The organism is Tenacibaculum sp. M341, from assembly GCF_004337695.1.
GTDB lineage: Bacteria > Bacteroidota > Bacteroidia > Flavobacteriales > Flavobacteriaceae > Polaribacter.
The window spans coordinates 107,008-126,513 of record NZ_SJXJ01000003.1; the positions used below are offsets into that span (position 1 = coordinate 107,008).

A 19,506-nucleotide genomic window follows, 5' to 3' on the forward strand; every position below is an offset into this window, starting at 1 on the left:
GATTTATTAAGTTGAACTAAATATAGTGAAATTTAATAAATCTTTTGTAGCTATCTATTTCTGTCTGAAATAAATACTAATAGGTACACCATTAAAATTATAATGTTCGCGTAGTTGGTTTTCAACAAAACGACGATACGGATCTTTTATATATTGTGGTAAATTAGCAAAGAAAGCAAATTGAGGTGTATGCGTTGGTAATTGCATACAATATTTGATTTTTATAAACTTACCTTTTGTTGCTGGAGGAGGCGTTTGCTGCATAATCTCCAACATAGTTTCGTTTAATTTACTTGTTTGAATACGACGTTTTCTATTTTCGTGTACTTCAACAGCAGTTTCTATAGCTTTAAAAATACGTTGTTTTGTTAGTACAGAGGTGAAAATAATTGGTACATCTGTAAATGGAGCGATTGTTTGTCTGATTTTCTTTTCAAAATCACGCATAGTATTGGTTTCCTTTTCAACCAAATCCCATTTATTTACAAGAATAACAACTCCTTTTCTGTTTTTTTCTGCTAGCCAAAAAATCTTTTCATCTTGACCTTCAAATCCGCGAGAAGCATCTACCATAACAATGGCAATGTCACAATGTTCAATAGCACGTACAGCTCTCATTACTGAGTAGAATTCTAAGTCTTCTTTTACTTTAGATTTTTTACGAATTCCGGCTGTATCTACTAAGTTAAATTCAAAACCAAAACGGTTGTATTTTGTGTCGATAGAATCACGTGTAGTACCTGCAATATTGGTAACAATATTTCTATCTTCACCAATTAAGGCATTTATAAACGATGATTTACCAGCGTTAGGTCTTCCTACAACAGCAAATCTAGGTAATTCACTTACTTCTACATCTTCAGCTTCTTCAGGAATTTTTTCAACAATAGCATCTAATAAATCACCAGTACCACTACCATTAATAGATGAAATAGTGTGATAATCTCCTAAACCAAGATTATAAAATTCTACAGCATCAGCATCACGCATTGCGTTGTCTACTTTATTTACAGCTATAAAAAGAGGTTTTTTAACTTGACGAAGAATTTTAGCAACCTCATCATCCATTGGAGTAATTCCTTGTTCTACATCTACAACAAAAAGAATGATATCTGCTTCATCAATAGCAAGTTGTACTTGTTTTCTAATTTCTCCTTCAAAAATATCATCAGACCCAACTACATATCCACCTGTATCAATTACAGAGAACTCTTTTCCGTTCCATTCTGATTTTCCGTAATGACGGTCTCTTGTAACACCACTTACAGAATCTACAATAGCTTCTCTACGTTTTACTAATCGATTAAACAGGGTAGATTTACCTACATTAGGTCTTCCTACAATTGCAATAATATTACTCATGCTGCAAAGGTAGCGTTTCTATAAAATAAAACAACTATTGATTGGTGCTCAATAGTTGTTTTTTAGATTTTTATTACGTCATTAACTCATGTTTGATTTAAAACGACGATTTATTCAATCATAAAATTGAATTATTGCATGTTTTGATAAATACTAACCGTTCCGCTATCTTCATTAGAAACTAAAAGTAAATCTTTTCCATTAGGGCTATCTTTGGCTGGAATTACTAATAACCCTTCAGGAGCTTCATCACCATCATTCGAAAGAATTGCCAAAAAGCTAGGAGCACTCGGGTTTGTAATATCGTATACCATCACTTGGTCTGTACGCTCTAAACCTACAAATAAAATGTAACGTTCATTACCTATGTTTAAAACCTCTACAGCTTCTGGTTCAGCACCTTTATCGTCACTTCTTCCATCTTCATCATTAAAAGTAGCAGGAGTTAATTCTAATGTTTTTTGTGAGATACTATTTCCACTATCGTAGATTAAGCTTCCATTTTCAGACCATATACTGAAAGAACGAGCTCCGTAAGAGTATAACTTGTCATAATCACCATCATTGTCTGTATCACCTAAGTCTAAGGCAATTTTCAAACGACCTAAATTTTCTTCTTTTTGTAATTCGTCGGCATTAGGAAACGCTGTAGGATCTAAGTCTATTTTTTTGATACGCTTTTCGTTTACAAAAATATCTTCATCATCATCTTCGTCATCAGTTCCTTTGTCGTCTATATATTCTCTAGCATCACCTTCGTTAGCAGAAATAATATATCCTACACCATTAATGTTTACATAAGTAATAGCATCTGGTTGGTAAATTCCGTATACAGGAATGTTTCTTAATTCTTTTTTATTGTCTTCGTTACTAGGATCAATTTCATTACCAGCTGCATTGTAATCTTTAAAACCTAAAGGATAAATAGCTTCAATAGTTTTAGATTCTAAATTAACTTTTGCAATTCCGTTGTTTTCTTGTAAAGAAACCCAAGCTGTTTTAGAATCGTCAGATATCGTAATATATTCAGGTTCTACATCAGTAGCAAGGTTTGCACCAGGGCCAAAAACTCTAAAACCGTTCGCTTCTAAACTAGCTTCCTGACCATTAAAAGCTGTAAAATCTAAAGTACTTACTTGTTTACTTTCTATATTAATAATACTTACACTTCCTTCAGGATCATTTGTGTAAAGTGAATTTGGTTCTCCTTCGTTGGCACATACCAATAATTTACCATCTTTAGAAAAAGTAACCATATCAGGTAAAGCACCTACAGTAAAATCGCTAATTAATTCATTATTTTCAGCATTGTATAAAGCAATTTTACCATTATTTTGCTTAACTTCAGCTTCTATAGCAATTGCAATTTTACCATCATAAGCAGAAATACTATTTGGAGCACCAGTATTGATAGTTATTGAAGATAATTTTTCAGTAGTTTCTACATTAGATAAACTGTATACAGAAACTTCTTTAGATTCAGAGTTGATAACAAATAATTTTTTTGTTTTAGTATCATAAGCTGAAATTTCCGCAGCACCTTCACCACCAACTTTTATAGTGTTTGAATATTTAAAGTTTACATTAGTATTGATATCAGGGTTTTGACCTGGAGAAGGGTTGTCATCTTCACATCCTACAAAACTAATTAGACCAACAGCTAGTACTGTTTTAAATAAATTTTTCATTGATTGATATTTTCAACAAAACTTCATTTAAAACATTAATTAAAGGTTACTATAATTAAAATGATTTGTTATAAATAATTGCACAATGTTAACTAACTTGTGTAGGTTGTTAAGTATTGATTAATAAATTATAAAATGTGCTTTTTAGGTAATAAATATGTTGTAAACAGGTTTATTCTTTATAACCAAAACGACGCAATTGTTTGTCGCTAGATCTCCAGTTTTTATTTACTTTAACATACAACTCTAAGAAAACTTTTTTATCAAAAAAATGCTGTAAACTCTTTCTTGCATCTGTACCTACACGTTTTATAGCACTTCCTTTATGACCAATTATAATGCCTTTTTGAGTTTCGCGTTCTACCATAATAACCGAACGAATTTTAATAATGTTTTCTTCTTCTACAAAACTTTCGGTTTCAATCTCTACAGAGTAAGGAATCTCTTTTTTGTATTGTTGAAGTATTTTTTCACGAATAGTTTCGTTTACAAAAAAACGTTCTGGTTTATCTGTTAATTGGTCTTTAGGGTAGAAGGGAGGAGAATCTGGTAGTAACTCAATAATTTTATAAAATACATTTTCTACATTGAATTTTTCTAATGCAGAAATTACATATACAAATGAGTTTGGTACTTTACTTCGCCAATATGCAATTTTCTCATTAACTTGTTCTGGTGTTGATAAGTCAATTTTATTAAGAAGTAGAATTACAGGAATTTTACTATCAATTATTTTTTTGAAAAAAGCTTCGTTTTTAAGTTCTTTCTCACCAACCTCTACCATATATATTAATACATCAGCATCATCAAAGGCAGATTTTACAAAATCCATCATAGATTCTTGTAACTCATATGCTGGTTTTATAATCCCAGGAGTATCAGAAAATACGATTTGATAATCTTCACCATTTACAATTCCCAGAATTCTATGTCTGGTAGTTTGTGCTTTAGAGGTGATTATTGAAAGTTTTTCGCCTACTAGGGCGTTCATTAAGGTTGATTTACCAACATTAGGGTTTCCTATAATGTTTACAAATCCTGCTTTATGTGTCATATTGCAAAGGTAATTGTTTTTTACGGTGGATATTACATGTTAAAACAAATACTTTTGTTAAAAAAGTGTAATTATTTATTGTGTATTCAAAAAAAGCTCGTATATTTGCACCCTCAATATCGCGGGATAGAGCAGTAGGCAGCTCGTCGGGCTCATAACCCGAAGGTCACAGGTTCGAGTCCTGTTCCCGCTACTAGATTTGACAAGGCTTTCAGGATTCTGAAAGCCTTTTTTGATTCTCTTCCTAAAACATACCTAAAACATTTTTAAGGATATTTGTAAGTGCACACTTTTTTAGATATCAATATTTAAACTCTTTTAGAGTATATAATTTTATATGACAAGTTTTTATAATATTCATAATATTTAACTATGGATATCATTATTAAAAATGTATCTATACTTTTAGATAAAATTTTACCATACAAATTATTATTAAAAAAAAAGCTTTTTTGTTTTTTAGATAATAAATTCCTGCTAAACTTTGATTTATTAGTCGTTATGTGATTTATATTTCGATATATTTCTTTGATAGAACCTTCTTTAGATATAAGTCTCTCTAAATATAAATCAACTAAAGAATATTGTTCAAGATAAGTGTAATGGAAAATATAGATACTATTCAATTTAGGGCTATTAGGATTCATTTTACGAATTTTCTTTAGGTATTCATAAGCTATTTTGTGATCATTTTTAAAGTATAAATAAAACCCATGGAGTTTTTCTAATATTTTTATTTTTTCTTTTTTATTACTTGTTTTTATAGCCTTTTTATAATAAAAAATTCCCTTTTTAAATTTTCCATACTTAAAGTATAAATCGCCTAAATAAGCTAATATTATATAATCTTTAGGAAAATAATCATTGGCTTTCAAAAGATAATAAAGCGCTTTTTGAGGATAAGATAATTTTAAATAGAACTCTATAAATAAAAGATAAGTTTTTTTAGTTTGTTTTGTTATTTGATTAACTTTTAGAGATTCGTGCAATTTTTTTTGTGCATATTTCAACCCTAATTTATATCTCCTTATTTTTAAATATGCAAAACTTAATTCTAAGTAAATTTCGATAAAATTTGAATCTATATTTACAGCTTTTTTTAAATAGTAGATTGCTTCTTTGTATTGTTCTCTTTGTATATAAATCTTACCTAGATAAAACAACATTATTGGATCTTGATTTAAGTACCTGTCCTCAATTAACAATTTTAATGCTAAATCATAGCGTCCACTTTTAAATTCTAATACCCCTTCAATTCCAGGTCTATTTAAGAGCTTAGATAAATTTTTAATTATTGTTAAATGAAAATAAAACTTATAATCAATACGATGTGTTGTTTTTTTTATTGGTTTTGTTTTGATAGCTTTAATTGAAGGAATAGAGACTAAAGCTATTAAAATTTCTTTTAAGTAAAAATTAAGATTTGAATCTGTATTACTCGTTTTACTAGTAGTTGTTTTACCTAAATAGATTCTTAGATAATGATTTTTTATCAACTCAATTCCTTTCTCTTTTTTATCAGTGATACCTACTTTATAATTACCTAGTACATTAAGATGGATGTTAGATTCAGGAATAACTGAAACATAAGCTTTCTTATCTTTTTCTATTTGTTTAGGTAGGAACCATAAATAAATATTATCATTTCTCTTACTTGTTTCTCCAAGATGTAGTTTCCAATTAAAATTATAATTAAAAAGTAAATTTACAATACTAAATATTCCATTTTCTACTCTTCTTAATCCGATTAGCTCTTCAAAATTTTTATAAATTTTATTTGTCTTTTTTCTTTCTATTTTCTTTAAATTAAAATTAAATGCTAAGATTAAGCCTATAAGTGCTTTTTCCCATATTATATCTTCATTTTCATGTATTAAATTAATTAATATTTCACCTTTATCATCTGTGAAGTTTTCAATCATAGAAATTGAAATTGCGCTGACCAGTGCAATCTTATAAATTTTATTAATTTTCTTTGATTCTAATATGAACTTTATTTGCTCTTTTAAACTTGGGGTTAGTTTTTTAGCCTTGATTATTAGACTAAAAGTTTCTTTAAATAATGAAAAAGTTTCTTCTTTATTTTTAATTATTTTTTGATAATGATTGAGTATTTTTATATGGTCTTCATTATAACGTTTTTTTATGTGAATTAAACTTTTTTTGTAATCAACCTTATTGTCTTCGGGTAGTTTAGAGACTATCTGGTTACTTTTTAAAATGGGAGAAGCACCTATTTGATTTCTTTCTATATTTTTCAGAATTTGGAACATTCCTTCTTGATTCTCTAAAACTTTATAAACTTTCTCAGTACCTTTTTTAGTTACTTCAATAGATTCATTAATTTTCGCTTCTAGTGTTTCATTATCGTCTTCTTTATAGATTTCAAAACCACCTTCTACTAAAGCAGAAATAATTTTATTCTTCAAAAATTTTATTTCTTTTCCTTCTTCTTTCCCTTCAAATTTCAAAAAGAAATGACTCCATCCCAAGTATCCAGCGAAAATAGCCATATAATCAAGTACTACAGTACTTATATCTCCTTCATTAGAATTAAACTCTTTATTAATAAAATTTATTGATTTTTGATCACTAGGAGTGCAGTTTTTAATACTCTTTACTTTAGAACCAGATACAAAATCTTGGAATTCCTCAGAATAAAGAAGAAGTTCACAAGCATCTTTTTTATTGTTTGCTTCAATAGATTTATTGCTACCATCCTTTGTGATAGGATATTCTGTGTTAAATACTATCTTGTATTTCTCAAGAAAGATTGATACATAGTTTTTGATTTTTTGAATTGCAGTTCCTGTTTCTATATTACTTCCATATAGCTTTTCTATTTGCATATTTACTTCTTCTCTTAACCTTTGTTTTCTTTCAGGGGTCTGTTTAAAATCCATCATAAAAGTATTGACAATATTCTTTTTTGAATTTATTATGTATTAGCTATGAATATACAAAAAACCGAAGAACGAATTTTATATGTACCTAATACACGTGAAGGGATTCATCTGTTTAATGGAGAGCCTACAGCCTCTCAAAAGGTATTAAGTATAATAAGTCAGGAAGGTATAGATCACATTGATAATAGGCTTAAGAACTTTTTAGACCAAGGAATTGAAAGATATGGTTATGAACATAGAATTAATTATGGATTTCATCCTCATCAGCGATTTTTTGATGTACAAGAGCAAATTTTAATCAATGTGAAGGCTGTAATTTCAGAGAAAGAAGAGAAACAAAACTATTCAATTACTCTAGCTGAATCTCATTCTGATATCATATGGCAAAATTTTCTTAAGTCAATAAAAGAAACAGAGGGGGTAGAAAATCAAATTGCACACATAAAAAGATTTGGTTTAAGAAATCCTTATCGAAGAGAAAATTATTTTGATGAATAAATACTAAAAATCCTCTCCCGTTTTTAGACAATCCTCTGCGTCAAAATGTAAATCCACTATTGAATTTTTGTAATCGGTTGAATTTATTTCTTCTATCTATTTGTACCTCATATAATTGTGCTGTTGAATTCAACATCCATGGATTTTTTATGAATGAGTTTTCAGGAAGTACAACTGAAAGCAAAAAATTAAAACAAGATGTTAATAGCACAAGAAATTACACAGATAATTTTAAAAGGAGGAGGTACTTATCAAGGAATAAGAATACCATCACCACAGACACATGGAACGACTACCCAACAAGTAGCGTATGCAAGATTAACAGCAGAGAGAATTTATAAGGAAAATAAAGAATATTTCCACCTACTGTTAGAGTAAACAAAATTAAAAACAGAACTCTCACAAGCAACACCTTGTGAGGGTTTCAAAAGATAGTATTTATGAGATTTAAGTTTTCAAGTATAGGTAAAAGACGAATGCTATTCGGGAAGCCTAAAAAAGCAAGAAATGCCATAGAAGGTATTTTGCACACAACGTCAGATATGATTTTCCAAAAGGGAAAAGATTTTTTTAACACGCTCGGAAGTAAATCTTTGGATTTAGTAAGTTTTAGAGGTGTGTGGTTAGAGAAGGTTATTGCGCATTTTAATTCTGCGATTACAGATTTTCAGAAGCAGATTTCTGCCTCGGTAGCACAGTATAAAAAAGCAGTACGTAAGAGCTATTACAAGCAAAGAGAATTATACGATTTAGTAGCTTTAAAAGACGAATCTGAATTAGTAGAACCAGACCAGTTGGAAGAGATACAAGAAGACAAAGTTTGGTTTAAGGAGTCAAAAATAAAACCTCAGTCTATTCCAGATGAGGTATATATCAGAAAGTACGAATTGTCGGATAAACCAAACAGATTCAAGCCCATTGAATTTAATCGTCATCTAAACGAAGAAATAGACGAGTCGGCTTACGAATTAGGAAAGACGTTTAGAGTTAATTTTCAGCATCTAGAAAAAACAGAATTACCAGAAGCCGTTGTGCCGGAAATTTTTGTTCCGAGAACTTTTAATATTCTGAATTACTTTAAATCTGTTTCGATAGCAGGATATTTTATTTCTGCTTTTGTTGGGATTATTATTGAGGGATTAATCTGGTATTTGACGGGAAGAAACGTAATGAATTTAGATTCTACAAGCTCAATTATCATTGCTTTTGGTCCTATGGTAGTGGTTTCGGCTTTGGTGCTGTTGTGTTTTAAGCGTATTGAAGTGTACCTGCGTACCATAGCAAAAGTACCAATAGCTTTTATGATTACAGTTGCCGTAACGGTACTTGTAGTATTAAGTTTTGGTGTTTTATCTGCATTTCATACTGATAAGAAAGCAGAAACAGCGCAAACAGAACGATTAGCCGAAGAACTGACCCAAAAGCAAGGAGCATTATTTCTTGATGATGAAAACACGACTTTAAAAGCAGAAATAGCAGAGCTTCAGAAGGAAATTAACGAAAGAAATAGTGAAACGAAACCTTGGCTTATAAAATTACTCAGTTACATCGCTTTGTCTCTTTTCGGTATTTGTATGCTGTTATGTTCTTTGATATTAAAGATAGTGCTGATAGTGGCAGGAAAAGTAGTATATCTACGATACTATGCCGAGCAATATACATCAGAAGCAGATAGAATTGTAAGAGATTATTCTGTTTGGTATCAGCAATTAGAAAACGCATACATACTACGAAACGAGTTGGTTCATCTTGTGTGTAAGAAACACATATGCGAGCAATTGTTAATGCAAAACCCAGAAGACAAAGATTATAACCTTTAAAAACACGTTTATGAAAAATATATTTTTAGCATTTTTTTATTTTTTTGCTGTTTTCAGCAACGCACAGAAAAATCATGTATCTATTTATGTAGACCAATCTACTTCGGTTACGATTGATAAAAAGAAACTTTCTAAATACCTCCGCCGTTATATGGTGGGGTATTTGAAAGGGAAGAAGACGGTTACGGTTGAGGTAAAACTTATTTTTGATAACACTGCAAGTCTTACTAATACTACTGTTTTTGAATTTACTCCGCCGATGTTTCGCTCCAGTTTATATTCGGAGGAGCAAAAAGGATTACAGCGCAGACTTCACAAAGCGGGAGTGCAACAGTATACGTTGCTGTTTATCAAAAAAACGGTTGATTTTATCCTCCAATTAGATGGGAAAAGTAATAGTACTGAAATCTTGGAAATACTCGTACCTCTATCAAGATTGAAGCATCCATCTACGGTTTTGATTATAAGCGATATGATTCAGGAATCTGCCATAGCAAACCTAACTAAAGAGAAAATTGAAAACGAAGCTCAAATGGTAGCTTTAGCGAACCAAAATATACAGGTTTTAAAGCAGAAATATACGCTTTCTAAGAGCTTAAAAAGTATAAGTGTAATTTGTGTCATGCCAGTTCCGCAAAGCTCGCAAAACGCTTTATATGGCTTTTTGGAATCGTATTGGACAACAGTTTTTACTTCTTTTGGTATCACTACAAAATTTGAAGTGCTATGATAGGGGATTTAAACAACATGCGAACACTGATTTTAAGCGACGAAAAAACGTTTTTCAAACTGTTAGAAAAATTCTACCAGCAATTAAAATCGAAGGACGAAATGGAGGAGTTCTATACCGAAAAAGAGGCAATGCAGTTACTAGGGATTTCGAGTAAATCTACATTGTTTCAGTATCGTAGTAACGGACTCGCTTATTATCAGATTGGCAAGCGGGTTATACTTTACAAAAAGAGTGAAGTCATTGATTTTATTGAGAAACATAAAGTATCAGGATTCTAATGGAAACAAAAGAAAATTTAGAATCTGTAAAATTATGTTTTTCAAGGGGGTATAATCTTGGGAAATTAATAACGAAAGGTGATTTTCAGGAACTACAAGAAAAGTTAGAAGCTAAGGCTTTGGATAAAAGTTCGAAGAACTACTTCAAGTTTAGAGCTTTGTCTTTGGGTTTCAACACGGCTTTGAGAGACAGAAAATTACTTCTTGAAAAACCCAAGAAACTCGAATCTTTAAAGAAACTGATTGATGTGATGCCGAATGTATGGGAAGACAAATGGAAAAAGAAGGGCAAGGATAAGGACAACGAAATGGAGATAGACTTCTAATACTCCAAGGGAATGATAAGAAAGGCGTGCAAGCCACGTCTTTTCTTTTCTATAGCAGAAAAATTTTAGCGAATATAAAAATCTATGTTAGAAGGTTTACCGCCTTCTCTCATAACAGAATACTTATGTCTAATTTTAAGGAATATTTAATTTCACTTGGCAAGCTCAATGCCTCAAAAGAGGAAAAAGAAGAGCTAAGAAAAAAGTACCGTAAAGATTACCACAAGCGTTACAACCAGAAGCGAAAAACCAACTCTAAACTTTTACAAATTTGGATGGAAGCGCCTGAATTTACAGCCCTTTCTAGTGATGCAAAAGAGCTAGGTTTGAGTGCAGGGGACTTTGTAAGAAACCTGATTAAAGCCTACAAGGAAAAGAGCTACATACTTCCAGACGAAGAAGTGATGTATGACCTCATTGTGTGTCTTTCTCAGTTGTCTACGAATCTTCAAGAAATAGCCTACTTGTGCAATACAGAAAAGGCAGTGAACTACGAACAGATTCAAGAAGTAAAGCGAATCTTTTTGAGAATAGAAGAAATGACGTTAGCTCATTTTAGACCTCTTAATTTAGAAGATTACATAAAGAATGAGGTGTCTAAAAACCCAAGATTTATAGACAATTTAGAGCGCATGATAGCAGATTATAAACGAATGGGGCTATGATTATAAAACAGATACCGTATCATGGTACTTTTGAAAAAATCATAGATTATATAGACCGTGGGGCACATAATGAAAATGATCTTTCTTTTTTTCGAAACATCCAAGTAAGTACGGGCAACACAAGGCAAGCGGTACTCAATTCTTTTATTGAAAACGACCGATATAGAGGGCGAAAAATAAGAACCCGAGGACAGCATGTTATTTTATCTTTTCATCACCTTGATAGAGACAATGTAACTCCCGAAATAATTCAGGATTTGGTTGCTAAATTCCTTGAAACACGCAGATATGACAAATGTGTAACGTATGGGCGAGTTCATGAAGAAAAAAATATTCATGTACATCTCTATGTTTCTCAGAATTATTTCTTGAAAAATAAATCTTGTGATCTTGCGAAGGTAAAATACTTAGTTCAAAATAGGACCATCTCTGAGTACTTGGAGCAGAAATACAGCAAGGAGTTACCTAATTCTTATTTGTATCACAAACCACGAGAAAAAGAGCGAAAACCTTTTCAGAAGACAAAGAAGTCTTCGCTTAAAAATGAGCTAATAGACAAATTAGAACTCATTGTGGAAGAAGCAAATAATCTCAGTCATTTGAACGAGCTTATTAAAGATAGATACCAAGATATAGAGCTTTATGAGCGAGGAAAGAATCAGTACTACGGTATCAAATACGGGAAGCTCAAATTTCGACTTGGTACGGTAATACGACCAGAGCAGTTAGAAGTATTAAAACGTCTGGAACAACTACGAGAAATCAGAGGAAGAAACCGAGAAAGAGACGATTTCTCACCATCATTAACACGTTAAAAAAAATATTTATGAGTTTATACGAAACACTTTTTAATAAACAACAAAACAATTCAGAATTTGGAGAATCTAGATTTATGAATTGGTCAGAAAAACGAAAGTTTTTCAAAACGAATGCCCGAGACGGATATTTGCTGGACGGAAAACAATCGCTCCTCAAAAAACACATCCCGACTCATTGCCTTACGGTCTCTGCTACCGGTGGAGGAAAAAGTGTGGTGCTAACGGGACAATTATTAAATCTTACGGCTAAAGATAAAGTGAGCTGTATAGTCGTTGATCCATCTGGAGAGACACAGAAAATCACTCAAGGCTGGCTTAAAAAACAAGGTTTTACCATAAAAAGCCTTAATCTTAATGATATTAACCAGAGTGAGCAATTTAACCCATTAGAAAGGGCTTTAAAGCAAGAAAACGGTATACAAGAAACAACAGTTTTACTAATTGAAGGCAAAGAGGATTTCTGGACGTTGAGCGCCCGCTCGATTACCGAATTGGTTATTGAAGCCGTTCTTAACGCCAAACAAGAAGAATTTCCAAAAAATTTATCATCGGTGTTAAAAATAATTCATCTTTTGACGGTAAAACCAGATGAGATAAACAAGTTTATGGCGAGCTATCTTTCAGATGATAAGTATTTGGCATACGCTTCATTTTTAAGCACCGAACCGAAAGTTAGGTCTAGTATACTGGCTACGGTAAAAGCGTCTCTTTCAAAGCTCAATAGTCATACTCTGCAATACATCACGGAACAAGACACCATAGATTTTGAAACGCTTAGAAAAGAAAAAACGATAATTTTTATTTCTGCCAGAGAGGATAAAGTGAAAAAATATTTTGGGTTTATTTTAAACCTCTTTGTAACCCAATTATTAGAGTACGCTTTAGAGATGCCAGAGGAAAACGATTTAGACTTACATTTCTATCTCGACGAATTTGCTACGTTCAATTTAGGTGAAAAAAGCTTCCCTGAGATACTCCCAATCCTCAGAAGAAGGCGTTGTGCTGTCTTTATGTATTTGCAAGAAGCTTTTTCTCAGTTAGAACAAAATTATGGAAAATCGGGGGCAAAAATCATTCTCGCTAATTCTTTAAATAAAATCATATTCGGAAAAACATCAGTAGAGACCTCAAAATATGTTGAATCTTTATTGGGAACTACTACGAAAGAAATCAACGGAAATTTACGAGCTATGCCACTTATGTCGGCACAAGAAGTACGAGGTATTAAGCAATGGGAGTTTTTGTATATCAATGGAGGGAATTTTAATAAGATGAAGGTTAAACCGTGGTTTAAATCCCATTTAAAACGAAGAGCAAATTTGTAAATATAAAAAGCAGAAATTATGGAATTTGAATTGATAAAACACAGTGTTATAAATTTTGTAGGAAACGTAGTTGTGTACTTTCTATTGGCAATGATGGTATCGTTTATTATTTCGATATGCTTTGGTATTAAGAATGATTATTTGCCCTTTGGCTGGGTAAAAAAGATATTTGATAGTTGGATAAAGCCAATGTTTGATTGGTTGTTTGAAAAAACACTTTTACTTGGGAAAATACTTTTCAAATTAATCGTATTTACCTTAGAAAGATTAGTTATCTTACTGGCAGATGTCTTCGGGAAGTTCTTTGAACTTTTAAGAAATCCTGAAGATTGATTTTCATTATCATGAATCAAATAGTTAACGTAAAAGCTGATAGATTTTCTATCGGCTTTTTTGTTGCGGAAACGAAAAGGTTTTATTAGAATAGAAATATGCAACAATTTACTATTGACGGCGACATACAATTTTCAAAAAAGCATTTTAATAATATAGAAGAGCTTATACTTGAAATATCTGTTCTTCATAAACCTGTATTTGAAAGAAAAGACTACGTAGTACCGGAACACCATAAAAAGCTTTTGGATAAGCTTATAAAAGAAGCAGAAGAAGACGGATATAAAGGGTATAGCCGAGAAGAGTTTATGGCAATGCTATAATGTATACATTCGTTTTTCGTAGTAAAGTCTATACAAACATAAAAGACATAGAATCTCATTACAATTCTATTGATGTAGACTTGTACAGCTCATTTTTGAGTGATTTTAATAGCTTACTCGATAGAATTATTATTTTCCCTGAAATCTATCAATTATCATATAAAAATATACGCATAGGTTTTCTGGAAGCTTTTCCTTATGGAATACATTACGAAATAATAGATGATAAAATTATTATCTATGCAATTTTACATACGAGCCAAGAAATAAAATAATAAAAATAAAGTACAATTTGACTCTTCAAATAACGCTTTGTAAGTATTGTTATAGTTGTTCTTTTTTATTAAATTTATGAGAATAACAATAAAAGTATTGATATGATAAATATAAGTTTTGGAGGAATAAAGAACACTCTTAGTTCTATAAGTTTAATTAGCTTTAAATTCGAGATAAATAAAAATAAAGTTGAACAATATAATAATGAATTTGATTGGGGAAAAGTAGAATTAATTGCTCCCATTTCGAGATTCTATGAAATTCCAGATTTTGATGTAGAGAATTCTACTATGAATCCAGATTTAGTGATTCCGTTTTATAATGTGGTAATGAAATTAATTATTGATTTTGATTTTACAGATGGAGAATTTGAATATTTTAAATCCAATTTAGGATTAAAAGAAGCTCGTAATAAATCAGAATTAATAGAAGGTGTAATTACTAAAAAAGATAATATTACGAGAAATGATTCTAGGTATCGTCTTGGTTTTAGAAGTGTATATTACATATTAAATAACAATTTAGAAGATATTAGCTACGAATACGTGTGGGAACTAAACAAAATACTAAAACCTTTTTTTACATCTTATAAGCATAAAGAGCTTTTCGTAACAGGTTTATCATTGAATGAAAATAAGTGTTAAATACTACTTTTAAAAAAGTGCATATACAAAACATAAAAAAAACACGAATTGTGTACTTACACAGTTCGTGTTTTTTTTATTCCTTATAAGCTGGGGAGTTGAGAGGGCGAAGAGCCTTCTCACAAGTACGGAATTTGAAAGTAATACATGAAAAATAGACTGCAATTTATTGTTGTTATTTTTTGTGTATTACAAATTCCTTACTTGCATGAGTATTTCTGTTGAAATCACACAATTCTAATACTCATTGTCCACGCGAAAAAAAATGAAGCGTAAAAATAATTTCAGCAAAGCTATCCGTATATTTTTTGATAATATTTTGAAAATGTTTATCTTTAAATGTAACCCGAAAAACAAAATATTATGGCTCCAAAAGGAAGTGATTATTCAAAAGATGAATTAGACAATCATTCTAATCAGTTAAATGATAATAATGATGCATACTGGCAATCTAGAGGAGAAGATGAAAGACCAGATGATTGGGAAGATAGAAATGATTAAAAAATCAAAAAGCCTTTTCGGAAGAAGAGGCTTTTTAAGTTTTACACAACGGTTACATAAACATATTTACAGAGTAAATCATTCAAACAAATCCATGGTGTAACGTTTTGTTAGTACGCTAAGAGTCTGAGAAAGTTCATGTGCTTCGTCATTTAAACTCTTTGCGCTCTCTTCATCCCGAACTGACAACGCTAGATCCGCTCCAAACTTCAGAATTTCAATTTCTTTATTTAAAAAGTGGTAGAATTTCGGGAACTCACTTGCGAAGAGTTGTGTTTTTTCTTCTATTTCTTCGATTGTATTCATAAAATATAGATTTTAATTCGTTACCCTATTTCAATACCATGAAAATCTATATTTACAGAATTTTTCTTTTGAACATAAAAAAGCTCCGGAAGGAGCTTTTTAAAAAATAGAGAAAAGAAAAATTCTTATCCGTGAATTTCTTTGATTTCCGAGAACCGTTGCTCTTCAAAAGAAACATCTCTCTCAATTCCAAGTCCAAACTGAGATTTATAGGCTTTCATTTCGGTAAGAGAAGTATAGCCCCATTCGTCATGTCCAAGATCAGTAACGTAGCAAAATATACAATTGTCTTCTGGATAGTATTCTGATACATACCAAGTACCAGAGCCAGCTGGATTAAACAGTTTTGTAACGACAATAGGGTCTCTAGTGTCGGCTTGTCTTCCGATTTCTTCAAAGCGTTTACGTATTTCATTTGTTAAAAGTTCCATGATAGAAAAAATTAAAATTATGTCCTGCGTAAACATCCTTTAAGCGTTAAAAACAAGGTGGAACTCGAAGAGGTAAAACCTTGCTTTTTATAAGTCTTACAGGATTAGCTTTGGGCGTTATTTTATTTTTCTATGAAACTTGCGCAGATGAAGGAAGAGTTATAGTAAAAAGAATAAAAGAGCCTCTTGCGAAGCTCTTTTCTGTTGAAGTTTTATTGACATTCAATTGGAGTACCATCTTCTAAAATAATTCCTAACTGAACAGATGTGTTTGGAGAAATTACGGTGAATGTACCATCATTATTATCGTTTATGAATCCTGCATCAAAATATCTTCTCTTTTCTATATTTCCATAAAAAGTTACAATATCTGAGAGTTTGAAATCTGATGATAATTTGAATATAGCTCCAATATTTTTATTATTAGAAAAATCAATACCCACAGAAGTAAAATCTCTCGAATAAGTACTTCCAAGTAACCAAAATTCTCCATTTGGTCTTTGTGAAACATTATAAAAAGTATTTGTTTGGTCTATATTATCTTGTGCTGAATTGTTGTTTGGTATTCTTTTATCCAGTCTAAAACTTTGGAGAATATTAATATTTGAATCAATTTTATAGACATCAAAATACCAAGTGCTCAAATCTGATACATTTGGAGCATTATTAATCCCAATAATAAAATTACCATCAGGTGTTTCTTGTATAAACCTCATAGATGGCGAAGTTGTTTCATTTAAGAATTTTTCTGAAGTTATTATTTTATTCTCAATATTATACCTCGCAAAATAAACACCAATGGAGCTCAATCCTTCTGATATATCTCCAGTTAGCATAATTTCACTGTCGTTCAGTACAAATATTTTTCCGATATAGGTTCTTTCTGGTCTAAATTGAGGCTCTAAAGTATCTTTGCTTATAATATTTAGATCAGAATCAAACCAATAGAAATAGGTGATAACCGTGACTAAAGTAGGAGCCTTGCTTATAACAGCCAGATATTTATCTCCTACTTTAGTGAATGAAGAACTTCTAAGGTCATTTTGGGTTGGTTCTAAATATTTACTTATAACATTACCGTTTAAATCTAATTTAACACTTCCTATATTTTTAAAGCCATGTCCAATAGCATAAATATAACCATCATCTAATACTGCATCACTAAAATAACGAAACTCATCCGGACTTTCTACTCGATATTCCCATACTTTATTTCCCTGTTTGGTAAAACGCGCTATGTACCCAAAATCATTTGAAAAACCACCTTCTTGTATACGTCCAACAGTTATAAAATCTCCATTATCCAAAAACAAAGTTTTTATACTCCCGTCTGATAGAAAGAATAACCGTTTATGAGCAGAAAATCTATCTGTTTTAATATCAATTTCGGAACTCTGAAAAACGTTTCCATCAGTTTTTTTTACTTCAAGTTTAATAGTGTAGTTTGTGTCATTTAAAACATTAAATCTATGTGTTAACTCTTGACTCGAAAGTAAGACTTCTTGATTCACGTTATTATCAGTATCTCTCACAATCAGTTTATATGAATCAACATTCAAAGCCTCATCCCATTTGATATCTAGATAACAAGCAGTAGCTTTTTCTATGCTTATATTTTTTAGTACAAAAAATATTCTGTATATAATTTCATATCTCTGATTCTTAACCGTAATATCTGTAGGTGACTGCAGTGCATTGAAAGTATCTCCAGCTTTTACGGTTGCTAAAGCTCCTTCTGAAACTTCTATTTCTTTTACCTTAATTAAGGTTGTTCCATAAGGTAGTTTTGAGTTTAATTCTATTTTTCCATCACTTACGGATGTGGTAATCTCCTCTCCATTTGCTTCAAGAACCAATTTTAAAATTTCAATTTTTGTTTCTCTAGATAGAGTTAAGGTAAACTCTTTTTTTACCTCTCTATTTTGCGCTGTAATAATAATTTTATGATTTATTTCTTCTGTCGAAAGACTTTTGCCTACTGTTATATTTGACTTTGCACCATCTGAGATTTGAATAGACTTAACCTTTAAAAACTGAATGTAAAAAGGTATCTCAGAATCCATTGTTATTTCCCCATTTGCGGATATAGAAGTAGTATACTCAACATTTTCAGCTTCTAGAGTTAAATGTATAATATTGGCTTCTTCGGATAATATCTTTTCATCTGGACTACATCCAAACACGATATTAATAAGAATTAAGACTAAAATGAGTTTCCAATTTTTAGTATTTCTAAAAAAAGAATCAAAAGTGTTCGTTTTTAATTTTAATAGATACATAATTTTATTTTTGTTGCTTACAGGAGCTAAAAGCGATTAGTAAAAGGTTGAAAAATTATGGCAACAAAAAAGTGTGCTCCTAGTACTATATTATAAACCCTACCAACTCAGGCATCGCCAAACGCCACGGAGAATAGGAATATGCATAGAAAGCACACCGAATCGGCATGCAGTCTTACTATTCTTTCTCCTAATTAAAATTGGCGATTTCGAGTTAGAGAAATAGTAACACGTTAATGTTGTATTATATGTATGTTAAAAATTACTTTCTTATAATATATTGTTTCTAAAAAATTTGATCTCAAATATAATTATTTTGCTGTATCCCTCAGCAAAAAACAAACAAAAAACCCCGTTCTAGTAAGAACGAGGTTTTCTAACTTCAGAAGTTTTAAAGAGCTACAACTCAAAATCAATAAGCTGCTTCTCAATTTCGCGTTTTCTACTTTCTAATGTAGATTTTAAATGATTGGTTACGATGTGAATCAAATTTGTATTAGTGGTCATAAAGGATAGTTTTTGTGAATCCACAATCTCGAAACTCGCCGAATCTGACTGATTGTACTTGAACTTATTCAGTTCAGAAAGTGTATTGTTTAAGCGTTCTCTTTGATGTGCTAAACCTTTCATCTGCTCAAATTTCAGCATGCGATCGTCTAGATTTACCAGTGGTTTTACAATTTCTTGTACTGGTTGCGGTTTCGAAGCTTCTTTGGTAATAGGAGTTGGTTTTTCGCCGATAGCTTCTTTTGCTAATTTTTCTTGTACATCTTTTTTCGCTGTTGTTACTTTTTTTGCACTTCCGTTTTGTTTTACTGTAGCTGTTGCCATAATGATTAAAATTTTAAATGAAACTTATTTTTTTGTGCAGATACCTGTTATATAGAAGTGGTATCAAACACATGCCAAACACAGTTGCTGGCGGATGAAAAAGACAGGT

At 31.2% G+C, this 19,506-nt stretch carries 22 protein-coding genes and 1 tRNA gene; 15 read left to right on the top strand and 8 right to left on the bottom strand.

From position 1 onward, the window contains the following. Positions 1-54 precede the first annotated feature (54 nt). The 3 genes from der to era all read right to left on the bottom strand — a co-directional run bounded on the left by der (position 55) and on the right by era (position 4,104). On the bottom strand, positions 55-1,362 hold the full coding sequence (gene der / locus EYW44_RS03995) for a ribosome biogenesis GTPase Der (RefSeq protein WP_132722381.1): 1,308 nt from the start codon (positions 1,360-1,362) through the stop codon (positions 55-57). A 131-nt stretch (positions 1,363-1,493) separates the two neighbouring features. Beyond that, complete coding sequence (locus EYW44_RS04000) at positions 1,494-3,050, bottom strand: choice-of-anchor I family protein (RefSeq protein ID WP_132722382.1); 1,557 nt, start codon at positions 3,048-3,050, stop codon at positions 1,494-1,496. 172 nt (positions 3,051-3,222) lie between these two features. Then, positions 3,223-4,104, bottom strand: a complete 882-nt coding sequence (era, locus tag EYW44_RS04005; RefSeq protein ID WP_132722383.1) for a GTPase Era — start codon at positions 4,102-4,104, stop codon at positions 3,223-3,225. Between the two features lie 120 nt (positions 4,105-4,224). Here era and EYW44_RS04010 point away from each other — a divergent pair. After that, a tRNA-Met gene (locus EYW44_RS04010) sits at positions 4,225-4,297 on the top strand. A 115-nt stretch (positions 4,298-4,412) separates the two neighbouring features. Here EYW44_RS04010 and EYW44_RS04015 read toward each other — a convergent pair. Next, complete coding sequence (locus EYW44_RS04015; protein WP_165872150.1) at positions 4,413-7,007, bottom strand: tetratricopeptide repeat protein; 2,595 nt, start codon at positions 7,005-7,007, stop codon at positions 4,413-4,415. A gap of 48 nt (positions 7,008-7,055) precedes the next feature. On the opposite strand from EYW44_RS04015, the gene EYW44_RS04020 reads away from it, so the two are divergent. The 14 genes from EYW44_RS04020 to EYW44_RS22085 all read left to right on the top strand — a co-directional run bounded on the left by EYW44_RS04020 (position 7,056) and on the right by EYW44_RS22085 (position 15,550). Beyond that, entirely contained in the window at positions 7,056-7,508 is a 453-nt protein-coding gene (locus EYW44_RS04020) for a hypothetical protein (protein ID WP_132722385.1), read from the top strand. 198 nt (positions 7,509-7,706) lie between these two features. Next, a complete protein-coding gene (locus EYW44_RS04025) occupies positions 7,707-7,886 on the top strand; it encodes a hypothetical protein (protein WP_132722386.1) in 180 nt (59 codons plus the stop codon). Positions 7,887-7,948: 62 nt separating this feature from the next. Next, positions 7,949-9,328, top strand: coding sequence for a hypothetical protein (locus EYW44_RS04030; protein ID WP_132722387.1), 1,380 nt, complete (start codon positions 7,949-7,951; stop codon positions 9,326-9,328). A gap of 10 nt (positions 9,329-9,338) precedes the next feature. Next, positions 9,339-10,058, top strand: coding sequence for a hypothetical protein (locus EYW44_RS04035; RefSeq protein ID WP_132722388.1), 720 nt, complete (start codon positions 9,339-9,341; stop codon positions 10,056-10,058). Then, positions 10,055-10,339, top strand: a complete 285-nt coding sequence (locus EYW44_RS04040) for a helix-turn-helix transcriptional regulator (RefSeq protein WP_132722389.1) — start codon at positions 10,055-10,057, stop codon at positions 10,337-10,339. Before EYW44_RS04035 ends, EYW44_RS04040 begins: the two co-directional genes overlap by 4 nt. Continuing rightward, entirely contained in the window at positions 10,339-10,665 is a 327-nt protein-coding gene (locus EYW44_RS04045; protein ID WP_132722390.1) for a hypothetical protein, read from the top strand. The genes EYW44_RS04040 and EYW44_RS04045 overlap by 1 nt, the downstream gene beginning before the upstream one ends. 125 nt (positions 10,666-10,790) lie before the next feature. Continuing rightward, complete coding sequence (locus tag EYW44_RS04050; protein WP_132722391.1) at positions 10,791-11,330, top strand: hypothetical protein; 540 nt, start codon at positions 10,791-10,793, stop codon at positions 11,328-11,330. After that, entirely contained in the window at positions 11,327-12,145 is an 819-nt protein-coding gene (locus EYW44_RS04055) for a relaxase/mobilization nuclease domain-containing protein (protein WP_132722392.1), read from the top strand. Before EYW44_RS04050 ends, EYW44_RS04055 begins: the two co-directional genes overlap by 4 nt. An 11-nt stretch (positions 12,146-12,156) precedes the next feature. After that, positions 12,157-13,473: a type IV secretory system conjugative DNA transfer family protein gene (locus EYW44_RS04060; RefSeq protein WP_132722393.1), complete on the top strand. Its 1,317-nt coding sequence runs from the start codon at positions 12,157-12,159 to the stop codon at positions 13,471-13,473. An 18-nt stretch (positions 13,474-13,491) separates the two neighbouring features. After that, the gene (locus EYW44_RS04065) at positions 13,492-13,806 is read left to right on the top strand and encodes a hypothetical protein (protein WP_132722394.1); all 315 of its coding nucleotides are present in this window, start codon (positions 13,492-13,494) and stop codon (positions 13,804-13,806) included. Between the two features lie 98 nt (positions 13,807-13,904). Next, positions 13,905-14,129 carry a hypothetical protein gene (locus EYW44_RS04070; RefSeq protein WP_132722395.1) on the top strand — a complete coding sequence of 75 codons (225 nt, stop codon included), beginning with the start codon at positions 13,905-13,907 and terminating at the stop codon, positions 14,127-14,129. Further along, positions 14,129-14,404, top strand: a complete 276-nt coding sequence (locus EYW44_RS22855) for a type II toxin-antitoxin system RelE/ParE family toxin (RefSeq protein WP_132722396.1) — start codon at positions 14,129-14,131, stop codon at positions 14,402-14,404. Before EYW44_RS04070 ends, EYW44_RS22855 begins: the two co-directional genes overlap by 1 nt. Before the next feature lie 102 nt (positions 14,405-14,506). Further along, positions 14,507-15,049, top strand: a complete 543-nt coding sequence (locus EYW44_RS04080) for a hypothetical protein (RefSeq protein WP_132722397.1) — start codon at positions 14,507-14,509, stop codon at positions 15,047-15,049. Between the two features lie 363 nt (positions 15,050-15,412). Beyond that, on the top strand, positions 15,413-15,550 hold the full coding sequence (locus EYW44_RS22085; protein ID WP_165872151.1) for a hypothetical protein: 138 nt from the start codon (positions 15,413-15,415) through the stop codon (positions 15,548-15,550). 78 nt (positions 15,551-15,628) lie between these two features. On the opposite strand, the gene EYW44_RS04085 is transcribed toward EYW44_RS22085, so the two are convergent. The 4 genes from EYW44_RS04085 to EYW44_RS04100 form a co-directional block, all read right to left on the bottom strand. Then, a complete protein-coding gene (locus tag EYW44_RS04085; protein WP_132722398.1) occupies positions 15,629-15,856 on the bottom strand; it encodes a hypothetical protein in 228 nt (75 codons plus the stop codon). A gap of 125 nt (positions 15,857-15,981) precedes the next feature. Continuing rightward, positions 15,982-16,287 (bottom strand): DUF2958 domain-containing protein, encoded by a 306-nt coding sequence (locus EYW44_RS04090; RefSeq protein ID WP_165872152.1) that lies wholly within the window; start codon positions 16,285-16,287, stop codon positions 15,982-15,984. A gap of 212 nt (positions 16,288-16,499) precedes the next feature. Next, entirely contained in the window at positions 16,500-18,566 is a 2,067-nt protein-coding gene (locus EYW44_RS04095) for a hypothetical protein (RefSeq protein WP_132722400.1), read from the bottom strand. A gap of 399 nt (positions 18,567-18,965) precedes the next feature. After that, positions 18,966-19,397: a hypothetical protein gene (locus tag EYW44_RS04100; protein ID WP_132722401.1), complete on the bottom strand. Its 432-nt coding sequence runs from the start codon at positions 19,395-19,397 to the stop codon at positions 18,966-18,968. Between the last annotated feature and the right edge of the window lie 109 nt (positions 19,398-19,506).